The organism is Clostridium arbusti SL206 (assembly GCF_000246895.1).
GTDB lineage: Bacteria > Bacillota > Clostridia > Clostridiales > Clostridiaceae > Clostridium_I > Clostridium_I arbusti.
Map to the genome: position 1 here is coordinate 1 of NZ_BAEV01000026.1, position 18,681 is coordinate 18,681.

Consider the following 18,681-nt stretch of genomic DNA (forward strand, 5'->3'; position numbering starts at 1 on the left):
AATTGTAATATTTAAATCAAACTAGATTTATATTAACTTATTATTTATCTTTATTCAACTTATTTATATATTTTAATATCTAATTCTCTATTTTTAATCATTTCTTCTAGGGATATATCTTCTCTTACACCTTCAGTACTCTCTTTCAAAAATATAATCTTAATAGTTTGAAATATTAATTTTATATCTAATAAAATAGAATAATTTTTAATATACATAATATCGTATCTAACCTTATCTTCAGGAGTAGTATTATATTTACCAAGAACTTGTGCAAGTCCTGTTAGACCAGCTTTTACTACTGTTCTATATTTATAATCTGGTATTTCCCTTTCAAACTTATCTACATAAAATGGCCTTTCTGGTCTAGGGCCGACAATACTCATATCACCTTTCAATATATTAAGTAATTGAGGTAATTCATCCATTCTTGTAGCCCTGATTATTCTTCCCACTTTTGTAATTCTAGGATCTTTATCCGTAGCTAATACAGGACCAGATAATTTTTCTGCATTCATTTTCATAGATCTAAATTTTACAAGGTTAAAATTTCTTCCTCCATCAGTAACTCTTTCCTGACTATAAAGTACATTACCACCATCTGATAGCTTTATGATTATAGCTACAATTAACATAAATGGAGAGGTAACTACTATACCTATTACAGCTAAAATAACATCTAACACCCTCTTTATAGCTTTTTCTTCTGTGGTTAAACACAAAGGCTTTGCTCTAAGTAGTGGAAGATCATCAATTTTATTTAGTTTTGATCCCAGCAGTGCTAAATCACTCATAGCAGGTACTATAAGTATACTTTTTTGTTCAACTAAACATTTATCAAGTATATAGTCCTTAAACTCACTTTTAACATCATCACATAATATTACAATCTCTACTTCGTTAATTAAGTCAACTATTTTATTTACATCTGGATGGCAAATATATTTTATATTATATAGATCATTTTGCTTAAGTAATATTTTTTTTGCCACATGCTCAGCATTTGTACTTCCAATTATAATAACATCCTTTTTGCCATACATAGTTCTCTTTATTTTCCATACAAAAGATTTCCATATACTAAGTAGAACAATTTGAATAATTGAACTATACAGTATTACCATTCTTGGATATGAAAATGCCCTTAGGAAAAATGTTACCGCCATAGTTGAAATACATAACATTATTATTGTTAGGAATACAGAATAAACAATTTCACTTATAGATTGTTTAATTAAATCTGACAGTCCATAAACATACATAAATATTAAATATATTACTATAGTAAAAGGTGCAGTTATAATAAATGGCTCATAATTGAATCTTGGAGGATTAAAATTAAACTTAATCATGTATGAGAGATATATTGCTAAAATTACAAGTATAATATCTACAATTGTAAACAAAAACTCATATACATTAGTCAATGGTGCATTTTTCTTCATATAAACAACCTCTCTTATGTTAATCAGTGATAATAAAAATTAAAGGCATACCTTAAAACTTATGGTATAGCCTAAAACTTTTAATTAGAATTGTATTTTGCTTTCACTTAAAGTTTTCCACTTTTTATCTTTATCTGAGAATATTAGTTCTTCAATTCCCTCAGTTGGCCACTCTATTCCTACCTCTGGATCATTCCAAGCAATTCCACCTTCAAATTCTGGATGATACAAGTCTGTACATTTGTAAACAAATTCAGCTTCTTCAGAAAGAACCAAAAATCCATGAGCAAAACCTTCTGGGATATAAAATTGTTTTTTATTTTCATCACTTAATTTTACCCCAACCCATTTACCGTAAGTTTTAGAATCTTTTCTTAAGTCTACTGCTACATCAAAAACTTCGCCACTTATTACTCTAACTAGTTTTCCTTGAGAATGCTGTTTTTGAAAATGCAATCCTCTCAAAACACCTTTTTTAGATTTAGATTGATTATCCTGTACAAAAGCCATATTAAGTCCTGCTTCTTTAAATTCATCTAAATTATAAGTTTCCATAAAATAACCCCTGTTGTCTCCAAAAACCTGAGGTTCTATTATGTACACTCCTTCAATTTCTGTTTTCTCAAAATTAAATTTTCCCATTAAACTCACCTCTTAGTTATTTCCATACATTTTTTCATAGTAGTTTTGGTATTGTCCTGATGTTATATTATCCATCCATTGTTTGTTATCTAAATACCATTTAATTGTCTTCTTAATTCCAACTTCAAAGGTAGTTTCTGGTTCCCAGCCTAATTCTTCTTTAATCTTAGTTGGATCTATTCCATATCTTCTATCATGACCTTTTCTATCTTCTACATATTTTATTAAATTTTCTGTTACAGTACTATCTATATTATTACCAACATATTCTATTATAGTCTTTACAATATAAATATTTGTTCTCTCATTGTGTCCACCTACATTGTATACTTCTCCAAGTCTTCCATTGTTTATCACCATATCAATTGCCTTGCAGTGATCTTCAACATACAACCAATCTCTAATATTTAAACCATCACCATAAATAGGTAAATCTCTTTTACCTAAACAATTATTTACTATAAGTGGAATTAGTTTTTCTGGAAATTGGTAAGGACCATAATTGTTTGAACATCTTGTTATATTTATTGGCATTTTAAAAGTATCATAATAGGCTTTAACCATTAAATCTGCACCAGCTTTACTGGATGAATAAGGGCTGTGAGAATCTAATGGAGTTGTTTCTGTAAAATACCCAGTTTCCCCTAAAGATCCGTATACTTCATCAGTTGACACTTGAAGATATTTTTTACCTTCTTTAAATCCACCTTCAGTTTCCCAATATTGTTTTGCAATATTCAATAGATTTACAGTACCTAATACATTTGTTTTAGCAAAGAGTTCAGGCTCTCTTATACTTCTGTCTACATGTGATTCAGCTGCAAAGTTAACCACATAATCTATATCATTTTCTTTAAAGATATTTTCAATAACTTCTTTGTCGCAAATATCCCCTTGAATAAATGTATGATTAGGATTTTCTTCTATTTCCTTTAAATTTTCTAAATTACCAGCATATGTAAGCTTGTCTATATTAATTAATTTTATATCATTATATTTATTTAACATGTAGTGTACAAAATTTGAGCCAATAAATCCAGCTCCACCAGTTACTAAATATGTTTTCATTATTCTGCCTCCTAAATAACTATCAATCTTCAATTAATGATACTAAATATTTTCCGTATTCTGTCTTCATTAGTGGTTTTGCTAACTCTCTAACCTGATCTCTATCTATAAACTTATTTCTGTATGCAATTTCCTCTATACAAGCCACAAAAAGTCCCTGTCTAGTCTGAATAGCTTCCACAAAATTTGCTGCATCCAAAAGTCCTCTGTGAGTTCCTGTATCTAGCCAAGCCATTCCTCTTCCAAATAATTCTACTTTTAGAGTACCACGTCTTAAATACTCATTGTTAACAGCAGTTATTTCTATTTCTCCCCTATCAGAAGGTTTTATACCCTTAGCTATTTCAACTACATCATTATCATAAAAATATAACCCTGGTACTGCGTAGTTTGATTTTGGATTCTCAGGTTTTTCCTCTATAGAAATTACATTATTATCATCATCAAATTCTACAACTCCAAAAGCCCTTGGATTACTTACATGATATCCAAATATAGTTGATCCAACTTCTCTTGCTGCTGCTCTTTTTAATCTCTCTGTAAATCCATACCCATAAAAAACGTTATCTCCAAGAACCAATGCTACCCTATCATTGCCTATAAATTCTTCTCCTACAATGAAAGCGTCTGCAAGTCCTCTAGGCTCATCCTGAACAGCATAACTTAATTTAAGTCCAAATTGACTGCCATCTCCAAGCAATTCCTCAAAGCTGCTAATATCTCTTGGTGTTGAAATTATAAGTATTTCTGTTATTTCAGCTAACATCAATACAGATAATGGATAATATATCATTGGTTTATCATAAATAGGAAGTACTTGCTTTGATACTGCCTTTGTTATTGGATATAACCTAGTACCAGAGCCTCCTGCTAAAATAATTCCCTTCATTATGTAAATTCCTCCTTACTTACCTAGCAATTGTTAAAACAAACAAATTTATTATACAACAAAGCAAAATATTTGTCTATTTTTTATTATCTTTAATATACTCTTAATATTTATTGAAAAATATATAATGACATCAAAAGTAAACTCAATTTTATTAGGCCAATATGAATATAATTTATTAAAGAATAGATAAAATAAAAAACAAGATGAATTTTATCATATATAATTCACCTTGTTTTTATGTACAAGAATAACAACCATGATATTTGTCAACTTAATTCATTGACCATGCATCAACATCAATAGCAATATTATTCTTTCTTCTAATTATTTATACTGTGGTATATCAAATTTTAATGTTGGATTTTCAACCATATCAGTAAGTCTTTTAATATTAGATACTTGATTATATGCCCAACGCACATCTGTTGCATATTGATGATTTGCAGGTGATGCTGGATTCCATCTCATCTTATATAGTGTGTTTTGTTTATATCTACTATTATTTATATAATCACTAGATATCCACTGTGCACCACCATATATAGCTTGATCTACACTGAACCATCCTTTAGTATATGCATACATTGATCCATGATAATTTGCATTTGAATCATATGCACCTATCCCAAATAGATTGTATACAGTTTTTCCACTAACCTCTATTCCTGTGGCCAATCTAGAATATCCATTTCCTGTTTCTAGTAATGCATGTGAAACAAGATATATAGGATTTACATTGTTCTGTTTTGCTGCATCAAGAAATTGTGCTCCCTTACCACTCAAAACACCTTTCCCAGAAAGTATATTATTTAGATCATTTACTGTAATACCGTTAATATAATCTAACCTTAAAAATTCATAAATTCCATAAGAATCTTTAAAATTCGCTGTATCAACATAATGTTGAACTGTGTTTCTATCTGCATTAACCCAATTACCATCTGACTCCATAACTGGCTCTCCATTATTAATCTGAAGATCCACCATTTGCTGTATGGATAAATTATATTGAGTATTCTCTTGATTACTAGTAAATGATTTACTTATTTTTATATTTTGAGCTATTGTATTACCATTATTCCCTATAGCATTAATAGTTAGTGTATGCTCACCATTTTGCAATGGATTAACATCTAGATTATAAGAAAATCCACTGTTCACTCCATTTGTATAACCAGGAATAGCTTTATTAACATCTGGTCGTGATAATCCTATATTTGCATTTCCTTTGTATGCACCATCTACACTTATTTGGACAGATTTAATCCCTGAAGAATTAAGTGCCCACCCTACTACTGGTATTTGATTTGTCCCATTCTTAATTACAATATTATTTGTAGGTGTGTCTACACAAATCCTAGGTTGTAGATTTTGTGTTTGATTTTGCTGCTGAGATGTTTGCTGATCCTTTACAATCTTTATTCTAATTGCCTCAGCTCTTAGAGATTTACCCGTAGTTCCAGCTACTTGTCCATCTTGAACCCAATCCATCCAGCCTATGTTTTGTACATGCACTTGATATTTAACGTGATAATTAGCCGGTGCATTATTCAATTTAATCTTTATGGCTTCAAGTCTTAAAGATTTACCAACAGTTCCTGCCTCTTTAGAATCACCAACTTGATTCATCCATCCTATATTTTGCACATGTGCTTGATATGTTATATACATACCTGGTACAGCATTAGATAGACTGATTTTTAAAGCCTCTAATCTCAAAGATTTTCCAACAGTTCCTTCTACTTGTCCATCATTTGTGGAGTTTTGCCAGCCCACATTTTGGACATGTCCTTGATATGTTATATGTACATCACTATTGGTATCAGCTTTTACTATATTATAAAAGCTAAAAACCAAAAACAAGCTACTAATCATTATAAATACACGTACACTAAATTTCATATCTTTTGTAAAATTCACTTTTTCACCTCCTTTCACTATAATATTCGTAATTATAAATAAAAGTTTTATAGTGTAATTAAAAAATAGATTAAACTATAAAACTTTATTAAAACAATTATACAATTATATATAAAAATGACACAAGCAATTTATTTAATTTTATTACTTAATTTTATACATATATGGAGATGAAGATACTTTTTCTATTTATTTATAGTTTTACTATATAAATCCTTAAAATCAGGATTATCTTTTATAGTTAACAGATATTTCATAAAAGAATCTCTAAGTTCTTCTCTTTTTAGAGCAAATTCAACAGTAGCCTTTAAAAAGCCCAATTTATCCCCTACATCATATCTCTTTCCCTCAAAGGTATAAGCATACATAGCTTCTGATTGCATAAGAGTTTTCAGAGCATCGGTAAGCTGTATTTCTCCACCTTTTCCTGGTTCTGTACTATTTAATATATCAAATATTTGTGGCGTAATTATGTATCTTCCAAGTATGGCTATATCAGTTGGTGCTTCCTCTTCCTTTGGTTTTTCTACTAAATTTTTAACCTTATAAACCGAGTTTTCTATATGCATTGCATCTACAATACCATATTTAGATACATCCTTATGGGGAACCTTCTGTACTCCAAGAATTGTAGTTTTATATTCATCATAGCAATCCATAAGCTGTTTCAAACATGGAACTCTGCTGTCAACTACATCATCTCCAAGCATAACAGCAAAAGGTTCATTTCCAACAAAAGTTTTTGCACAGTTAATGGCATGACCTAAGCCCTTAGGCTCTTTTTGTCTTATGTAATAAATATTGGCCATATTAGATATATCTTTTACTATACCTAGCAATTCGTCTTTACCGTGATCTTCCAGCTCTTTTTCAAGTTCTACAGATTTATCAAAATGATCTTCTATAGCTCTTTTATTTCTACCTGTTATTACAAGAATTTCTTCTATTCCAGAAGCAACAGCCTCTTCGATTATGTATTGAATAGTTGGTTTATCTACTATTGGAAGCATTTCTTTAGGTTGAGCCTTTGTGGCTGGTAAGAATCTAGTTCCAAGTCCAGCAGCTGGTATAATTGCCTTCTTTACTTTCATAAAATCTCTCCTCTAACTCATCATCATTATTACTATTATTATATACTGCCTTTACATCTTTTACAATTATAAGGTATTTATATCAAAATAAATCATAAAAGATAATAAAGTAATCTTATTAAGGCATATGAAAATAAATAACAAGACAAAGATGCGACGTATATTTTGAAGTCAACAAGGAAATAGGTTCCTAAGATAGTGAGCTATCTTAGGGTTCTGTTGACGCGGTGGGATTCAAAATAGACTAGCATACTGACTAGTTATTTATTTGAATGTGCCTAAATACAAACCTTCAAGTTTCGCCAATAAATATTATTTGAATGTATCTAAATGCTATAGCAATTATTCCATAACTTTGCTTAATTGAACTACTATTTCATCTTTAGGATCAATCTTCTTTGCAATATCATAATGCAATTTTGCCTGCTTAGTATCCCCCTTATTAAGATAACACATTACTAAATTAGTACATACTTCTATAGATTTTGTGGCCTCAAAAGCCTTTCTAAGATATTTTATAGCAACGTCAAAATTATTAAGAGCTGCATAATTTAGTCCAAGTTCATTTATAACTTCAACTATACTGCTATCAATGGCTACAGCTTCATTTAGATAGTAAATAGCTTTTTCATAATTTCCTAGTACCCTATAGGCTACAGCTATATTAAAGTTTAATATAGCATCATTAGAAAACTCATCCAATAAGGGAATGAGATATATTAATGCATCTTTAGGTTTATCGTATACTAGTGCCTTACCCTTTTCATATTCTCTTATATTGGAAATTACATGTTTTAGCTCTAAAACTTCTGTAGAATCGTCATGACTCTTTTCAATATATGTATTGATATAAAACCAAGCATCTTCATATTTTTCTTGTTCATAGTAAATTACTGCCTTATTAAAATATGCTTTATAGTAACCTTCTATCTTCTCAGCTTTACTTAACATAATTAATTCTTCTTCTTGAAAAGCCTTATCAATTTTTCTTAATTTTTCTAAAATCATAAATAACTTATCATAGTTTTCCTCATTCTTTTCAATTTTTAAAAGACCTTTAATAATTAAGTATGCATCTTCATAAGATCCACTTTTTACTTCATCAAAAATTATACCTTTTATGTATTGTACGGCTTCCTCTTTGTTAGCATTTAATATATCAATATATATATTATTGAATTTAAAATTCTCATCTCCTCCAAGTACATAGAACATCCCTTCTATAAAAAAGGAGACAGGTATTTTTTCAAACTTTTCGCCTGCTTTAACTTTATCAGCAACTCTTAAGGGTCTTACTGGTAAATATAAGTTTTCATTTACTTGTATTTTAAATATTTTTGGTATACTTTCTTTTTTAAATTCTAAAAAAATTAGTTTAGATACTTTCTCTGCAAAATTAAGTTTTGTTTGCATACTTTCACCGTCCCATAAAATAGTCAGACATATCAAAATTCAAAGATGCCTTATAATAGATATTATAGTAAAATCTAAAGAAAATTTAAAGTGGAAGATATTTTTGTATCCTCCACTTTAATAAGTTCTATATTAGTTATTACATGCTGTGTTTATTATTTCCATAACAGCTTTGTTAAAGCTATCCATCTTTTCATCTGCATCAGAAAGATTCTTACCAACGGTAGCCATATATACCTTCATTTTCGGTTCTGTTCCAGATGGTCTTACAACAAACCAAGATCCATCTTCCAATATGAATTTAAGTACATTTGACTTTGGAAGTTTTATTTCGCTTTCTTTATTATTTTCTATATCATTTTCTATACTCAATTTGTAATCAAACTTCTTTATTATCTTTACTCCGGATACACTAGGAGTCATAGACTTTCTTAAATTTTCTATAGCTCTTTGGATTTTTTCTTGTCCTTCTTTACCTTTAAGCTCTAAGGATACTAAGCTTTCTTTATAGAACCCATATTTCTCATAGAGATCCATTAATGCATCATAAAGACTTAATCCCTTGCTCTTATAATATAATGCCATTTCACTTATAAGAGTAGCACCTATTACTGCATCTTTATCCCTTACAAAGGTTCCAGCTAAACATCCATAACTTTCTTCAAACCCAAATAAATATGTATTGGATCCTGTCTTTTCAAATTCTTTTATTTTCTCACCTATATATTTAAAACCAGTTAGAACGTCTATAAGTTTAATATTAAAATCATCTGTAATTTTTCTTGTCATTTCAGAAGTAACTATGGTCTTTATAACAGCTCCATTTTCAGGTAATTTATTAAGTTCTTTTAAAGATGACACAACATAATGAGTCAAAAGTACACCTGTTTGGTTACCAGTTAACACTCTATATTTTCCTTGTTTATCTTTTACAACTACACCGATTCTATCACAATCAGGGTCTGTACCAAATATTACATCAGGATTTACATCTTTAGCCATATTCAAAGCTAATTCAAATACTGAAGCCTGTTCTGGATTTGGATAAGAAGCAGTTGGGAAGTTACCATCTGGCAATTCTTGTTCCTTAACCACAAACACATTATTATATCCAAGTTCTTTAAGTACTCTTCTTACGGGTACATTTCCTGAACCATGTATTGGTGTGTATATTATCTTTATATCTTTGGCATTATTTTTTACCAATTCATCTCTTATGGTAAGTGCTTTAACTTTATCAATATATGTTTTATCAACTTCTTCACCAATTATATTTAAAAGTTTAGACTCTTTAGCTTTTTCTAAATCCATAACTTTTACATTTTTGAATTCATCTATTGAACTAATACAATCTAATATTTCTTTAGCTGCCTTATCTGTTACCTGACCACCATCTTCATTGTAAACTTTATAACCGTTATACTGCTTAGGATTGTGGGACGCTGTTACCACTATTCCAGCTTTACTTTTTAGATGTCTAACAGTATAAGAAAGCATTGGTGTTGGTCTTAAAGACTCAAATAAATTTACTGTAATTCCATTTGCGCATAAAACCAATGCTGCTCTTTCAGAAAATTCTTTAGACATGTTTCTTGAATCATAAGCTATACTAACAGAAATTTCTCCTGTATAATTTTTATTTAAATAATCAGCTAGTCCTTGAGTAGATTTACCTATAGTATATATATTCATTCTGTTACTTCCTGCGGCTATAACACCTCTAAGACCACCTGTACCAAATTCTAAATCCCTATAAAATCTATCTTCTATTTCCTTTTCATCTTTTATACTTCTTAACTCTTCCTTCGTACTTTCATCAATATACTCTGATTTTAACCAATGTTCATAGTTTTCTTTAAATGTCATAACAGTACCTCCTCTATAATTCAATATTTTTATTATACTATAAAATCCATAAAATAGCATATATATTTACAACCAATTCTAAAAAATGTATATATTATCCTAACATTGGTAAAATCATATTATCAAAAATTTTAAATTACATATTATGAATTCCTGATTTCTATACAAAATTAATAAACCCCATCTTAGCACTACAGAGGGGTTTATTAATATGTCAAGAATCACTATAAAATTTCTTTCGTATTAATTACTTAGTCACATTCAAATAAATAACTAGTCAGTATGCTAGTCTATTTATTCTCATATGCCTTATTCATTTTTTGGAGTACTATTGTCCTCCTCTTCTACCTCTTCTTCACCGTTATCATCTGGTATGTCTCCACCACTTGCTGATGTTATAGTAAGAACTATACTTTTAAGATCATCTACAATGGATATTTCAGAGCTAGCTTCTACATCTGCTACTCTTAGTGAGTCACCGAAATTAAGAGTAGATATATCTACATTAATAGTCTTAGGTAAATTATCAGCTTCACATTTTACTTTTATAGTATCTTTAGACTTTTGAATTATTCCACCCATTTTTCTTATGTCATCTTCTCCATTAAATGTTAATGGAACTTCAGTAACTAATTCACCATTTCCAGATAACTCCTCTAGATCAATGTGTAAAATTTTATGATTTATACTGTCCTTTTGTATTTCCTTAATAAGAGTTTTATGATTTTTTCCTTCTATATCTATGTTGAGAATACCATGTTCACCATTAGAAGAAATCTCTCTTTGTAGCTCTAATTCTCCTATTTCAAACAAAGTATTTTCTATGTTTTTTCCGTATAGTATTCCTGGTACTAAGCCCTTTCTTCTCTCTCTCCTAGCATCATGATTAGTAAATTTATTCCTAATATTTGCATTAATTAATTCCATATTTATCCCTCCTGATATTATTGTATTATTGACATGAATTTTGAAAATTATACATCTATTAGATATTTAAAAATTATTCTCATTTATCATTAATTTTTATTGCAATTGGATAACGTTTAAACTATAATAAGTATTGTTTCAAAAACCTATGCCAAGCCTTATTTTAAAAGGCTTAGACTGTATCTATTGAAAGAAGGTGCTATACAAAGTTGTATAAACTTAATCAAAATGAAACTCCACTTTTTAATGCACTAATGGAATATGTGGACAGAGATACTATTCCCTTTCACGTGCCTGGTCATAAAAAGGGCCAAGGTGTAGACGAAGAATTTAAAAAATTCATTGGTGAAAATCCTTTTAAGATTGATGTTACAGTATTCAAGTTAGTGGATAGTCTTCATCATCCTACTGGTCCAATAAAAAAAGCACAACAATTAGCTGCAGATGCTTATGGCTCAAAGGCAGCATTTATATCAGTGCATGGTACTTCTGGAGCTATAGAAGCTATGATTATGTCTGTGGTGAGTAATAACGATAAGATACTTATACCAAGGAATGTTCATAAATCAGTTACAGGTGGTATTATCCTAAGTGGTGCTACTCCTGTTTATATGCAGCCGGAACTAGACAAGGAAGTGGGCATAGCCCATGGTGTTTCACCAGAAACTGTAGAAGAAACACTAAAAGAAAATCCTGATGCAAAAGCTGTTTTAATAATTAACCCAACTTATTATGGAGTTGCTACGGATATAAAGAAGATTGCAAAGATCGTACACAGCTATGATATACCGCTAATCGTTGATGAAGCTCATGGACCACATCTTGGATTTAACGATAAATTACCTATATCTGCTATAAATGCAGGTGCAGATATGTGTGCTCAAAGTACTCATAAGATAATAGGTGCCCTTACTCAGTGTTCCTTATTACATGTATGTTCAGATAGAATTGATATGCATAGAGTTCAACAAATTTTAAATATAATGCAAACTACTTCACCTTCATATATTTTAATGGCATCTCTTGATTGTGCCAGAAGGCAAATAGCTTTACATGGGAAAGAGCTTCTTGATTATGCAATAGATCTCTGTACTTACGCTCGAGACGAAATAAATAAAATCCCAGGTTTTTATTGTTTTGGGAAGGAAATTCTTCAAAACAATGGTATCTTTGCCTTTGATCCCACAAAGGTCACTATAACTTGCAGGGATTTAGGCATTACAGGTTACGATTTAGATATGATTCTTTCAGATCAATACCATATCCAAATGGAGTTATCTGACTTATATAATGTATTAATAGTAGGTTCTTTTGGTGATACCAAAAAGAATATGGACCGTTTAATAGAAGTTTTAAAGGAAATTAGTAAAAAGTACTATGGAAAAGGCGAGAAAAAGTCTGATTTTATTGACATTCCCCCTATTCCAGATCAAATTTTGATTCCTAGAGAAGCATTTAATAGTACTAAAGTTCCAGTTTCTATAAATGACAGCATAGGAATGGTAAGTGGAGAGTTTTTAATGGCCTATCCACCAGGAATTCCTGTACTATGTCCAGGGGAAATCATAACTAAAGAAATAGTAGATTATGTGAGAAGATTAAAAGCTACTGGTCTTTATGTTCAGGGAACAGAAGATCCTGATGTTGAAATAATAAAGGTAGTAAAACGATAAATTTATTATCACATATTTAAATTTCTTTGCAGTGACTATAATCAACTAAAAAACACTACCAAACTTATTTATCTAAATAAACTTGATAGTGCTTTTTTTATATCTATTTCAAATTATTACTAATTTCACGAGAACGTCTATAGGTTTGTGTGAAATTAAAAAAATAAGAGATAAATCATAATTATAAGTTATAAATAAACTTATATTTCTTCTTCACTATATACTTTTATATTATTTTTTATCAGTAACTCAGCAGTTACTCCATTTCCCACAATCTTTTTCCCACTAAAGCTTCCATCATATATTTCTCTACATCCACAAGATGGGCTTTTAGCTTTTAATATAGCTTTATCTACAGAACATCTCTTTGCTATATCAAGAACTAACTCTGCACCCTTTATAAATTCTTTTGTGCTGTCCTGTCCATCCTCAGAAATAACTTTTGCAGTACCATTGATTACATCTTCTCCAGTTCCTCCTAGTATTTCTTGAGGAGCTCTAGGAGTACTAAGTCCTCCTAGTACCTCTGGACAAACAAGTATAGCTTCATTCTGGTTAAAGAGTTTTAAAGCCTTTTCATTTAAATTATTTTCTCCGCTATATTTACAATTTACCCCGCACAAGCATGCAGAAATCAAATACACTTAAATCACCCCAAAACATAATAGTTTAGTATTTTACATTAAAATTACTATCTAAGGGTTCTGCTGACGCAGTAGGATTCAAAATAGGCTAGCATACTGACTAGTTATTTATTGGAATATGCCTTATATAAAAATTTACTTTAACTCCACTACAGTTACTCCTGCGCCACCTTCACCATAATTACCTAATCTATAACTTTTAACATGATGCTGCCTTTTTAACATATCAGATATAACATTTCTAAGAACTCCAGTTCCCTTACCGTGAATAACTGTTACAGATTTAAGACCAGCTAGATAAGCTTCGTCCAAGTATTTATCAACGTTATACATTGCCTCTTCTCCATCCATTCCTCTTAGGTCAATAGAAGAATCCACTTGCTTTAAGTTTAATTTAGCCTCTCTTTTTTTTATCTTTTTTGCTTCTTTGCTTCTAGAATTATCACCTTTACCTTTTGTGAGATTCTTAAGTTTTACATTTATCTTCATTATGCCAGCTTGTATTTGTACTTCTCCTCTGTTATCAGGCTGTGAGAGTACAATTCCCTTCATATTTAAAGAAGGAATATATACTTCTTCACCTTCTTTTACGCTAGTAAGCCCATTTTCCTTGCTGGAATCCTTATACATGTTTTCTTCTACATTATCAAGACTTTCTTTAAGCCTTCTTCTTTCTTTTTCAAGCTTCGCTCTGGTTTCTGAAGAATAGCCCATTCTCTCTAATTCTCTAATATTCTTTAATATTTCATCTGCTTCTTCTTTGGCCTCAGCAATAATACCTTTGGCTTCTTTTCTTCCCTCACTTAAAGCTTTTTCCCTAGAAGAATTTAATGAGTATAGTTTTTCTTCATATTTTTCCTTAATCTTTTCTGCTTCAATCTTTAACATTTCTGATTTTCGTGCATTTTCTTCAGCCTTTATACTCTTTTCCTGAAGGCTCTGAATTAAATCTTCAAATTTAAGGGTATCACTAGAAATACCTTTTCTTGCCTCATCAATTATATAATCCGGAAGCCCTAATCTCTTTGAAATTTCAAAAGCATTTGATTTTCCTGGAATTCCAATTAAAAGTCTGTAAGTAGGTCTCAAAGTCTCCACATCAAATTCTACAGAAGCATTTTCAACCCCTTCAGTTTTTAAAGCATAGGCTTTTAGTTCACTATAGTGAGTTGTAGCTACAAGTTTTGTCTTTCTCTCTCTTAAATTTTCAAGAATAGATACTGCCAGGGCTGCTCCTTCTGTAGGGTCGGTTCCTGCCCCAAGTTCATCAAAAAGCACCAGTGAAGTTAAATCCGCTTTTCCCATAATATTAACTATATTAGTCATATGAGAGGAAAAAGTAGATAAACTCTGTTCAATACTCTGTTCATCTCCAATATCTGCAAACACTTCTTTAAAAAAACTTACCGTTGAGTTTTCTCTAGCTGGTATAAGTATGCCACTCATAGCCATAAGTTCTAGAAGTCCTACAGTTTTAAGTGTAACTGTTTTACCTCCAGTATTAGGTCCTGTCACTATTAATGATGTAAATTCTCTTCCCAAATATACATCCATAGCTACAACCTTTTCTGGATCTATTAGCGGGTGTCTTCCTTGGACTATATCAATTATGCCATTGTCATTTACACCTGGACGTATGGCATTTATTTCACTAGCATATTTTGCCTTTGCAAATATAAAATCAAGTTCATATACAATGCTAGCATTATTTTCAACAACTACTATATTTTCATATATTTTCTGTGATAATTCTTGTAGTATTCTATTTATCTCAGCCTTTTCCTTAAGCATGATCTCTTTTATTTCATTATTTAAGTTTACAAGACCCATGGGTTCAATAAATAGAGTTGCCCCTGAGGAACTCTGGTCATGTACAAGTCCTGGAACCTGTGCCTTGTATTCGGCCTTTACAGGAATAACATACCTATCGCCTCTAATAGTGTAGATATTTTCTTGCAGGAAATTTGAATAAGATCTTACTAGAGAGTTAACTTTACTTTTAACGGATGCTGTTTTGTCTCTCAGTGATTTTCTAATATTAAAAAGTTCTGTACTGGCTCTATCTGATATTTCTTCTTCACCTATAATAGCATTTAATATAGCATTTTCTAGATTTCTTAAGGGTACAATTCCCTCACATATATCTTCTATTACTCTAAAACTCTCTTCTTCCTCATTATGTGCTACATATTCCTTGAACCTTCTTGCACATCTTTGTATATTAGCTATTTTTAAAAGCTGCAGTGGCATAAGTGTAGAACCTTTACCAGCTCTACTTATTGCTTCCCTTGCATCATAGGCTCCTTCAAAAGGTGCAGATCCTTTTTTACCAAGAAGCCTAAGCGCTTCTTCTGTCTCTTCTAAATGCTCCTTCATCTCAAAAATATTTTCATAGGGTTTAAGATCATCTATAATATCTTTAGCCGCGCTGGTCTGTGTAAACTGCTTTATTTTTTCTTTTATTTTATAATACTCCAGCACTCTTAAAGCTTTTTCGTTCAATACTATTCAACTCCTCGTTTATAATGTCCGCGTGTAAACTTTTTTGCTTCATCCTGAAATTTTCCACTACTATAAGCCTCTAAAATTTCTATAACTTCATCTTTTTTCTCATCTACAAAATCTATTCTGTGATTAATATTTCCTATACTGTTTATATCTCTTAAATTAGGAATAAGATTTAAAGGTACCGAATTGTATATGTGACTTCTACAGAATTTATCGGTTTTAACTATGAATTCTTCACCAATTCTATCTTTAAGTTTAAATTCTCCTGTATCACATTTATTATTACAATTTAACTGAGTGCATTTTCCTCCAAGAGTACTTCCTATAGGACAATATTCACTTACCATAACCTCAAACTTTCCATAGATAATCATACCACAGAGTATAGGTGAATTCTTAATTAAATTCATTATCTCATTTCTATTAAGTTCTATACTTATATAGCTTCCACTAAGATCTTTACTGTAAAAATCCAATGCATATTTATTGAATAAATTTAGCTTGTAGTCGCCTATTATATCTATGTTATTTTTATATCTATTTATAATTCCTGCATTAGCTGTAACAATACCTTTAATTCTATTAATATTATCATCTATAACGCTGCATATAAAATTAAATTCTTCTTTAATTATATTTGGCACTCTTAAGTACACATCTACATTATTAATGTTTTCTATACTTATATTATTCTTTCTATGAAACAAATCAATTATAACCGCTTTTACTCCTGAATCTATACAAGTATTAAGTTGCTCTAAATTTTCTACAGATACCATAAGCTTTTCCATAGATTTATCAGTTTTTTCTTCTCTGTTAAAATCTAAACCCTTACTTAAAACTCTTTTACTTTTTTTGTATTCATAATCCATAATGTCATGTGTTAAATTTCTCCTTACCGCATTTACAGCAGACAAAGGTAAAAAACCCTCTTCATAAATTAGAAAGTCAATATTTTGTATTCTAAAAGGTGTGTTACCCGTTTTGATTAAATTTTCTTCTAATTTTATCTTTTCTAGAGGTTTCTTTATTGCCTTCTGAACTGTATCTCCAGTAACTTTAAATACCTTACCATTATAATGGCACATGACTTCAAAAGGTTCATCAATTTTAAACTTACACTGAATATCTATGTCTATTTTTTTACCATAGGCATCTCTAAAACTGTTACATAAATTGTCTAACAACATCATATCAGAAGTTTTATACACTTCATCAAAAGCAGCATAGAAATGCGGCACAAGCTTTACCCTATCACCCTTATGTGCTCTTTGAATTTCTGATCCATTTATTAAAATTTTTGATACGGAAAATCCATCATTTTTAACTCTTACACCATCTTTTATATTTAAGTCTTCAGCTAGAGTTATAGTTAAATCCTTATTTACACTGCCTAAAAATAGTCCTGTATTTTTAGGAAAAGAATAAGACATCATATCCTTGCCAATATTACCAAACATATAAGCCTTTGAGAATCCTTCTCTGTTAAAAAGCTGCTTGAGCTTTTTAACTTCTAGTTCATAATCAAATTCACTGTTATTGTATACACTATCAATTGCCTTTCTGTATATACTAACTACACCAGCTACGTATTCAGGTTTTTTCATTCTACCTTCTATTTTCAATGAAGAAGTTCCACTTTTAATTATTTCTTCTATATTATCAAGAGTACACATATCTTTAGGACTTAATATATAACCTTTAAACTCCTCTTTATTATTTTCATTAATAAGATTATATGGTAGTCTACAGGGCTGCGCACATCTCCCTCTATTTCCACTTCTTCCTCCAATAACACTGCTCATAAGGCATTGACCTGAATAACATACACAAAGTGCTCCATGTATAAATATTTCTGTTTCTATATTTAAATCCTTAGAAATAAATTCTATTTCCTTAAGACTTAGTTCTCTAGACAATACAATCCTATGAAATCCCAAATCCTTAAAATACTGTGCACCTTCACCATTATGTATAGTCATTTGAGTGGATCCATGTATCTCAAAATCAGGGAAATTCTTTCTTATTAAATAGGCTAGACCAGTATCTTGAATTATTAAAGCATCTACTCCTATAGTATATAGAAATTTTACATATTCCAATATATCTCTTATTTCACTGTCTTTTACTAAAGTATTTACAGTAACATATACTTTAACTCCATAAAGATGACAATAATCTACCGCTTCTACAATCTTTTCGTCCTCAAAATTAAAGGCATAAGCTCTTGCCGAAAACCTACTTCCTCCTAAATAAACTGCATCTGCTCCATTTTGTACTGCTGCATAAAGACTTTCCATACTGCCACAAGGAGCAAGTAGTTCTATTTTTTTCATTTTCATCTCTCCTCAGGCATATTGAAATAAATAGTAAGCCAAAGATGCGACGACTATTTATTTTAATATGCCTATAACATTCTGCCTTATATTATACAACAAAATCTTTATATTTAAAAATAGAGAAAATATTTAGTCACAAATAAAATTTAACCTGACTTAACGTATTACATTTTTAATAAATAACTAACATTAAATTTACTACAACATAATATATATAGAGAAACTATACTTTTTTTATTTTACAGAAAGGCTT

The 18,681-nt window shown here is 30.3% G+C and carries 13 protein-coding genes; 1 reads left to right on the forward strand and 12 read right to left on the reverse strand.

Annotated elements, in window-relative coordinates:
* Nucleotides 1-59: 59 nt before the first annotated feature.
* From RH99_RS06705 to RH99_RS06745, 9 genes are all read right to left on the reverse strand, one after another.
* Nucleotides 60-1,445, reverse strand: coding sequence for a sugar transferase (locus RH99_RS06705; RefSeq protein ID WP_010235678.1), 1,386 nt, complete (start codon nucleotides 1,443-1,445; stop codon nucleotides 60-62).
* A gap of 84 nt (nucleotides 1,446-1,529) precedes the next feature.
* A complete protein-coding gene (rfbC, locus tag RH99_RS06710; RefSeq protein WP_010235680.1) occupies nucleotides 1,530-2,087 on the reverse strand; it encodes a dTDP-4-dehydrorhamnose 3,5-epimerase in 558 nt (185 codons plus the stop codon).
* A 12-nt stretch (nucleotides 2,088-2,099) separates the two neighbouring features.
* Nucleotides 2,100-3,155 carry a dTDP-glucose 4,6-dehydratase gene (gene rfbB / locus RH99_RS06715; RefSeq protein WP_010235683.1) on the reverse strand — a complete coding sequence of 352 codons (1,056 nt, stop codon included), beginning with the start codon at nucleotides 3,153-3,155 and terminating at the stop codon, nucleotides 2,100-2,102.
* Between the two features lie 22 nt (nucleotides 3,156-3,177).
* The gene (rfbA, locus tag RH99_RS06720) at nucleotides 3,178-4,044 is read right to left on the reverse strand and encodes a glucose-1-phosphate thymidylyltransferase RfbA (protein ID WP_010235687.1); all 867 of its coding nucleotides are present in this window, start codon (nucleotides 4,042-4,044) and stop codon (nucleotides 3,178-3,180) included.
* Nucleotides 4,045-4,371: 327 nt separating this feature from the next.
* Entirely contained in the window at nucleotides 4,372-5,967 is a 1,596-nt protein-coding gene (locus tag RH99_RS06725; RefSeq protein ID WP_010235689.1) for a glucosaminidase domain-containing protein, read from the reverse strand.
* A 185-nt stretch (nucleotides 5,968-6,152) separates the two neighbouring features.
* Nucleotides 6,153-7,058, reverse strand: coding sequence for a UTP--glucose-1-phosphate uridylyltransferase GalU (gene galU, locus RH99_RS06730; protein WP_010235692.1), 906 nt, complete (start codon nucleotides 7,056-7,058; stop codon nucleotides 6,153-6,155).
* 342 nt (nucleotides 7,059-7,400) lie between these two features.
* A complete protein-coding gene (locus RH99_RS06735; RefSeq protein WP_010235694.1) occupies nucleotides 7,401-8,471 on the reverse strand; it encodes a tetratricopeptide repeat protein in 1,071 nt (356 codons plus the stop codon).
* 132 nt (nucleotides 8,472-8,603) lie between these two features.
* Nucleotides 8,604-10,337, reverse strand: a complete 1,734-nt coding sequence (locus RH99_RS06740; protein ID WP_010235696.1) for a phospho-sugar mutase — start codon at nucleotides 10,335-10,337, stop codon at nucleotides 8,604-8,606.
* 309 nt (nucleotides 10,338-10,646) lie between these two features.
* Nucleotides 10,647-11,264, reverse strand: coding sequence for a 50S ribosomal protein L25 (locus tag RH99_RS06745; protein ID WP_010235698.1), 618 nt, complete (start codon nucleotides 11,262-11,264; stop codon nucleotides 10,647-10,649).
* A 209-nt stretch (nucleotides 11,265-11,473) separates the two neighbouring features.
* Here RH99_RS06745 and RH99_RS06750 point away from each other — a divergent pair, with 209 nt between their 5' ends.
* Nucleotides 11,474-12,937, forward strand: coding sequence for an aminotransferase class I/II-fold pyridoxal phosphate-dependent enzyme (locus RH99_RS06750; protein WP_010235700.1), 1,464 nt, complete (start codon nucleotides 11,474-11,476; stop codon nucleotides 12,935-12,937).
* A gap of 200 nt (nucleotides 12,938-13,137) precedes the next feature.
* On the opposite strand, the gene RH99_RS06755 is transcribed toward RH99_RS06750, so the two are convergent.
* The 3 genes from RH99_RS06755 to RH99_RS06765 all read right to left on the reverse strand — a co-directional run bounded on the left by RH99_RS06755 (nucleotide 13,138) and on the right by RH99_RS06765 (nucleotide 18,425).
* Nucleotides 13,138-13,581, reverse strand: a complete 444-nt coding sequence (locus tag RH99_RS06755) for a 2-thiouracil desulfurase family protein (RefSeq protein WP_026038424.1) — start codon at nucleotides 13,579-13,581, stop codon at nucleotides 13,138-13,140.
* A 135-nt stretch (nucleotides 13,582-13,716) separates the two neighbouring features.
* The gene (locus RH99_RS06760; RefSeq protein WP_010235707.1) at nucleotides 13,717-16,083 is read right to left on the reverse strand and encodes an endonuclease MutS2; all 2,367 of its coding nucleotides are present in this window, start codon (nucleotides 16,081-16,083) and stop codon (nucleotides 13,717-13,719) included.
* Nucleotides 16,084-16,085: 2 nt separating this feature from the next.
* Nucleotides 16,086-18,425: a U32 family peptidase gene (locus RH99_RS06765; RefSeq protein ID WP_010235709.1), complete on the reverse strand. Its 2,340-nt coding sequence runs from the start codon at nucleotides 18,423-18,425 to the stop codon at nucleotides 16,086-16,088.
* Nucleotides 18,426-18,681: the final 256 nt, after the last annotated feature.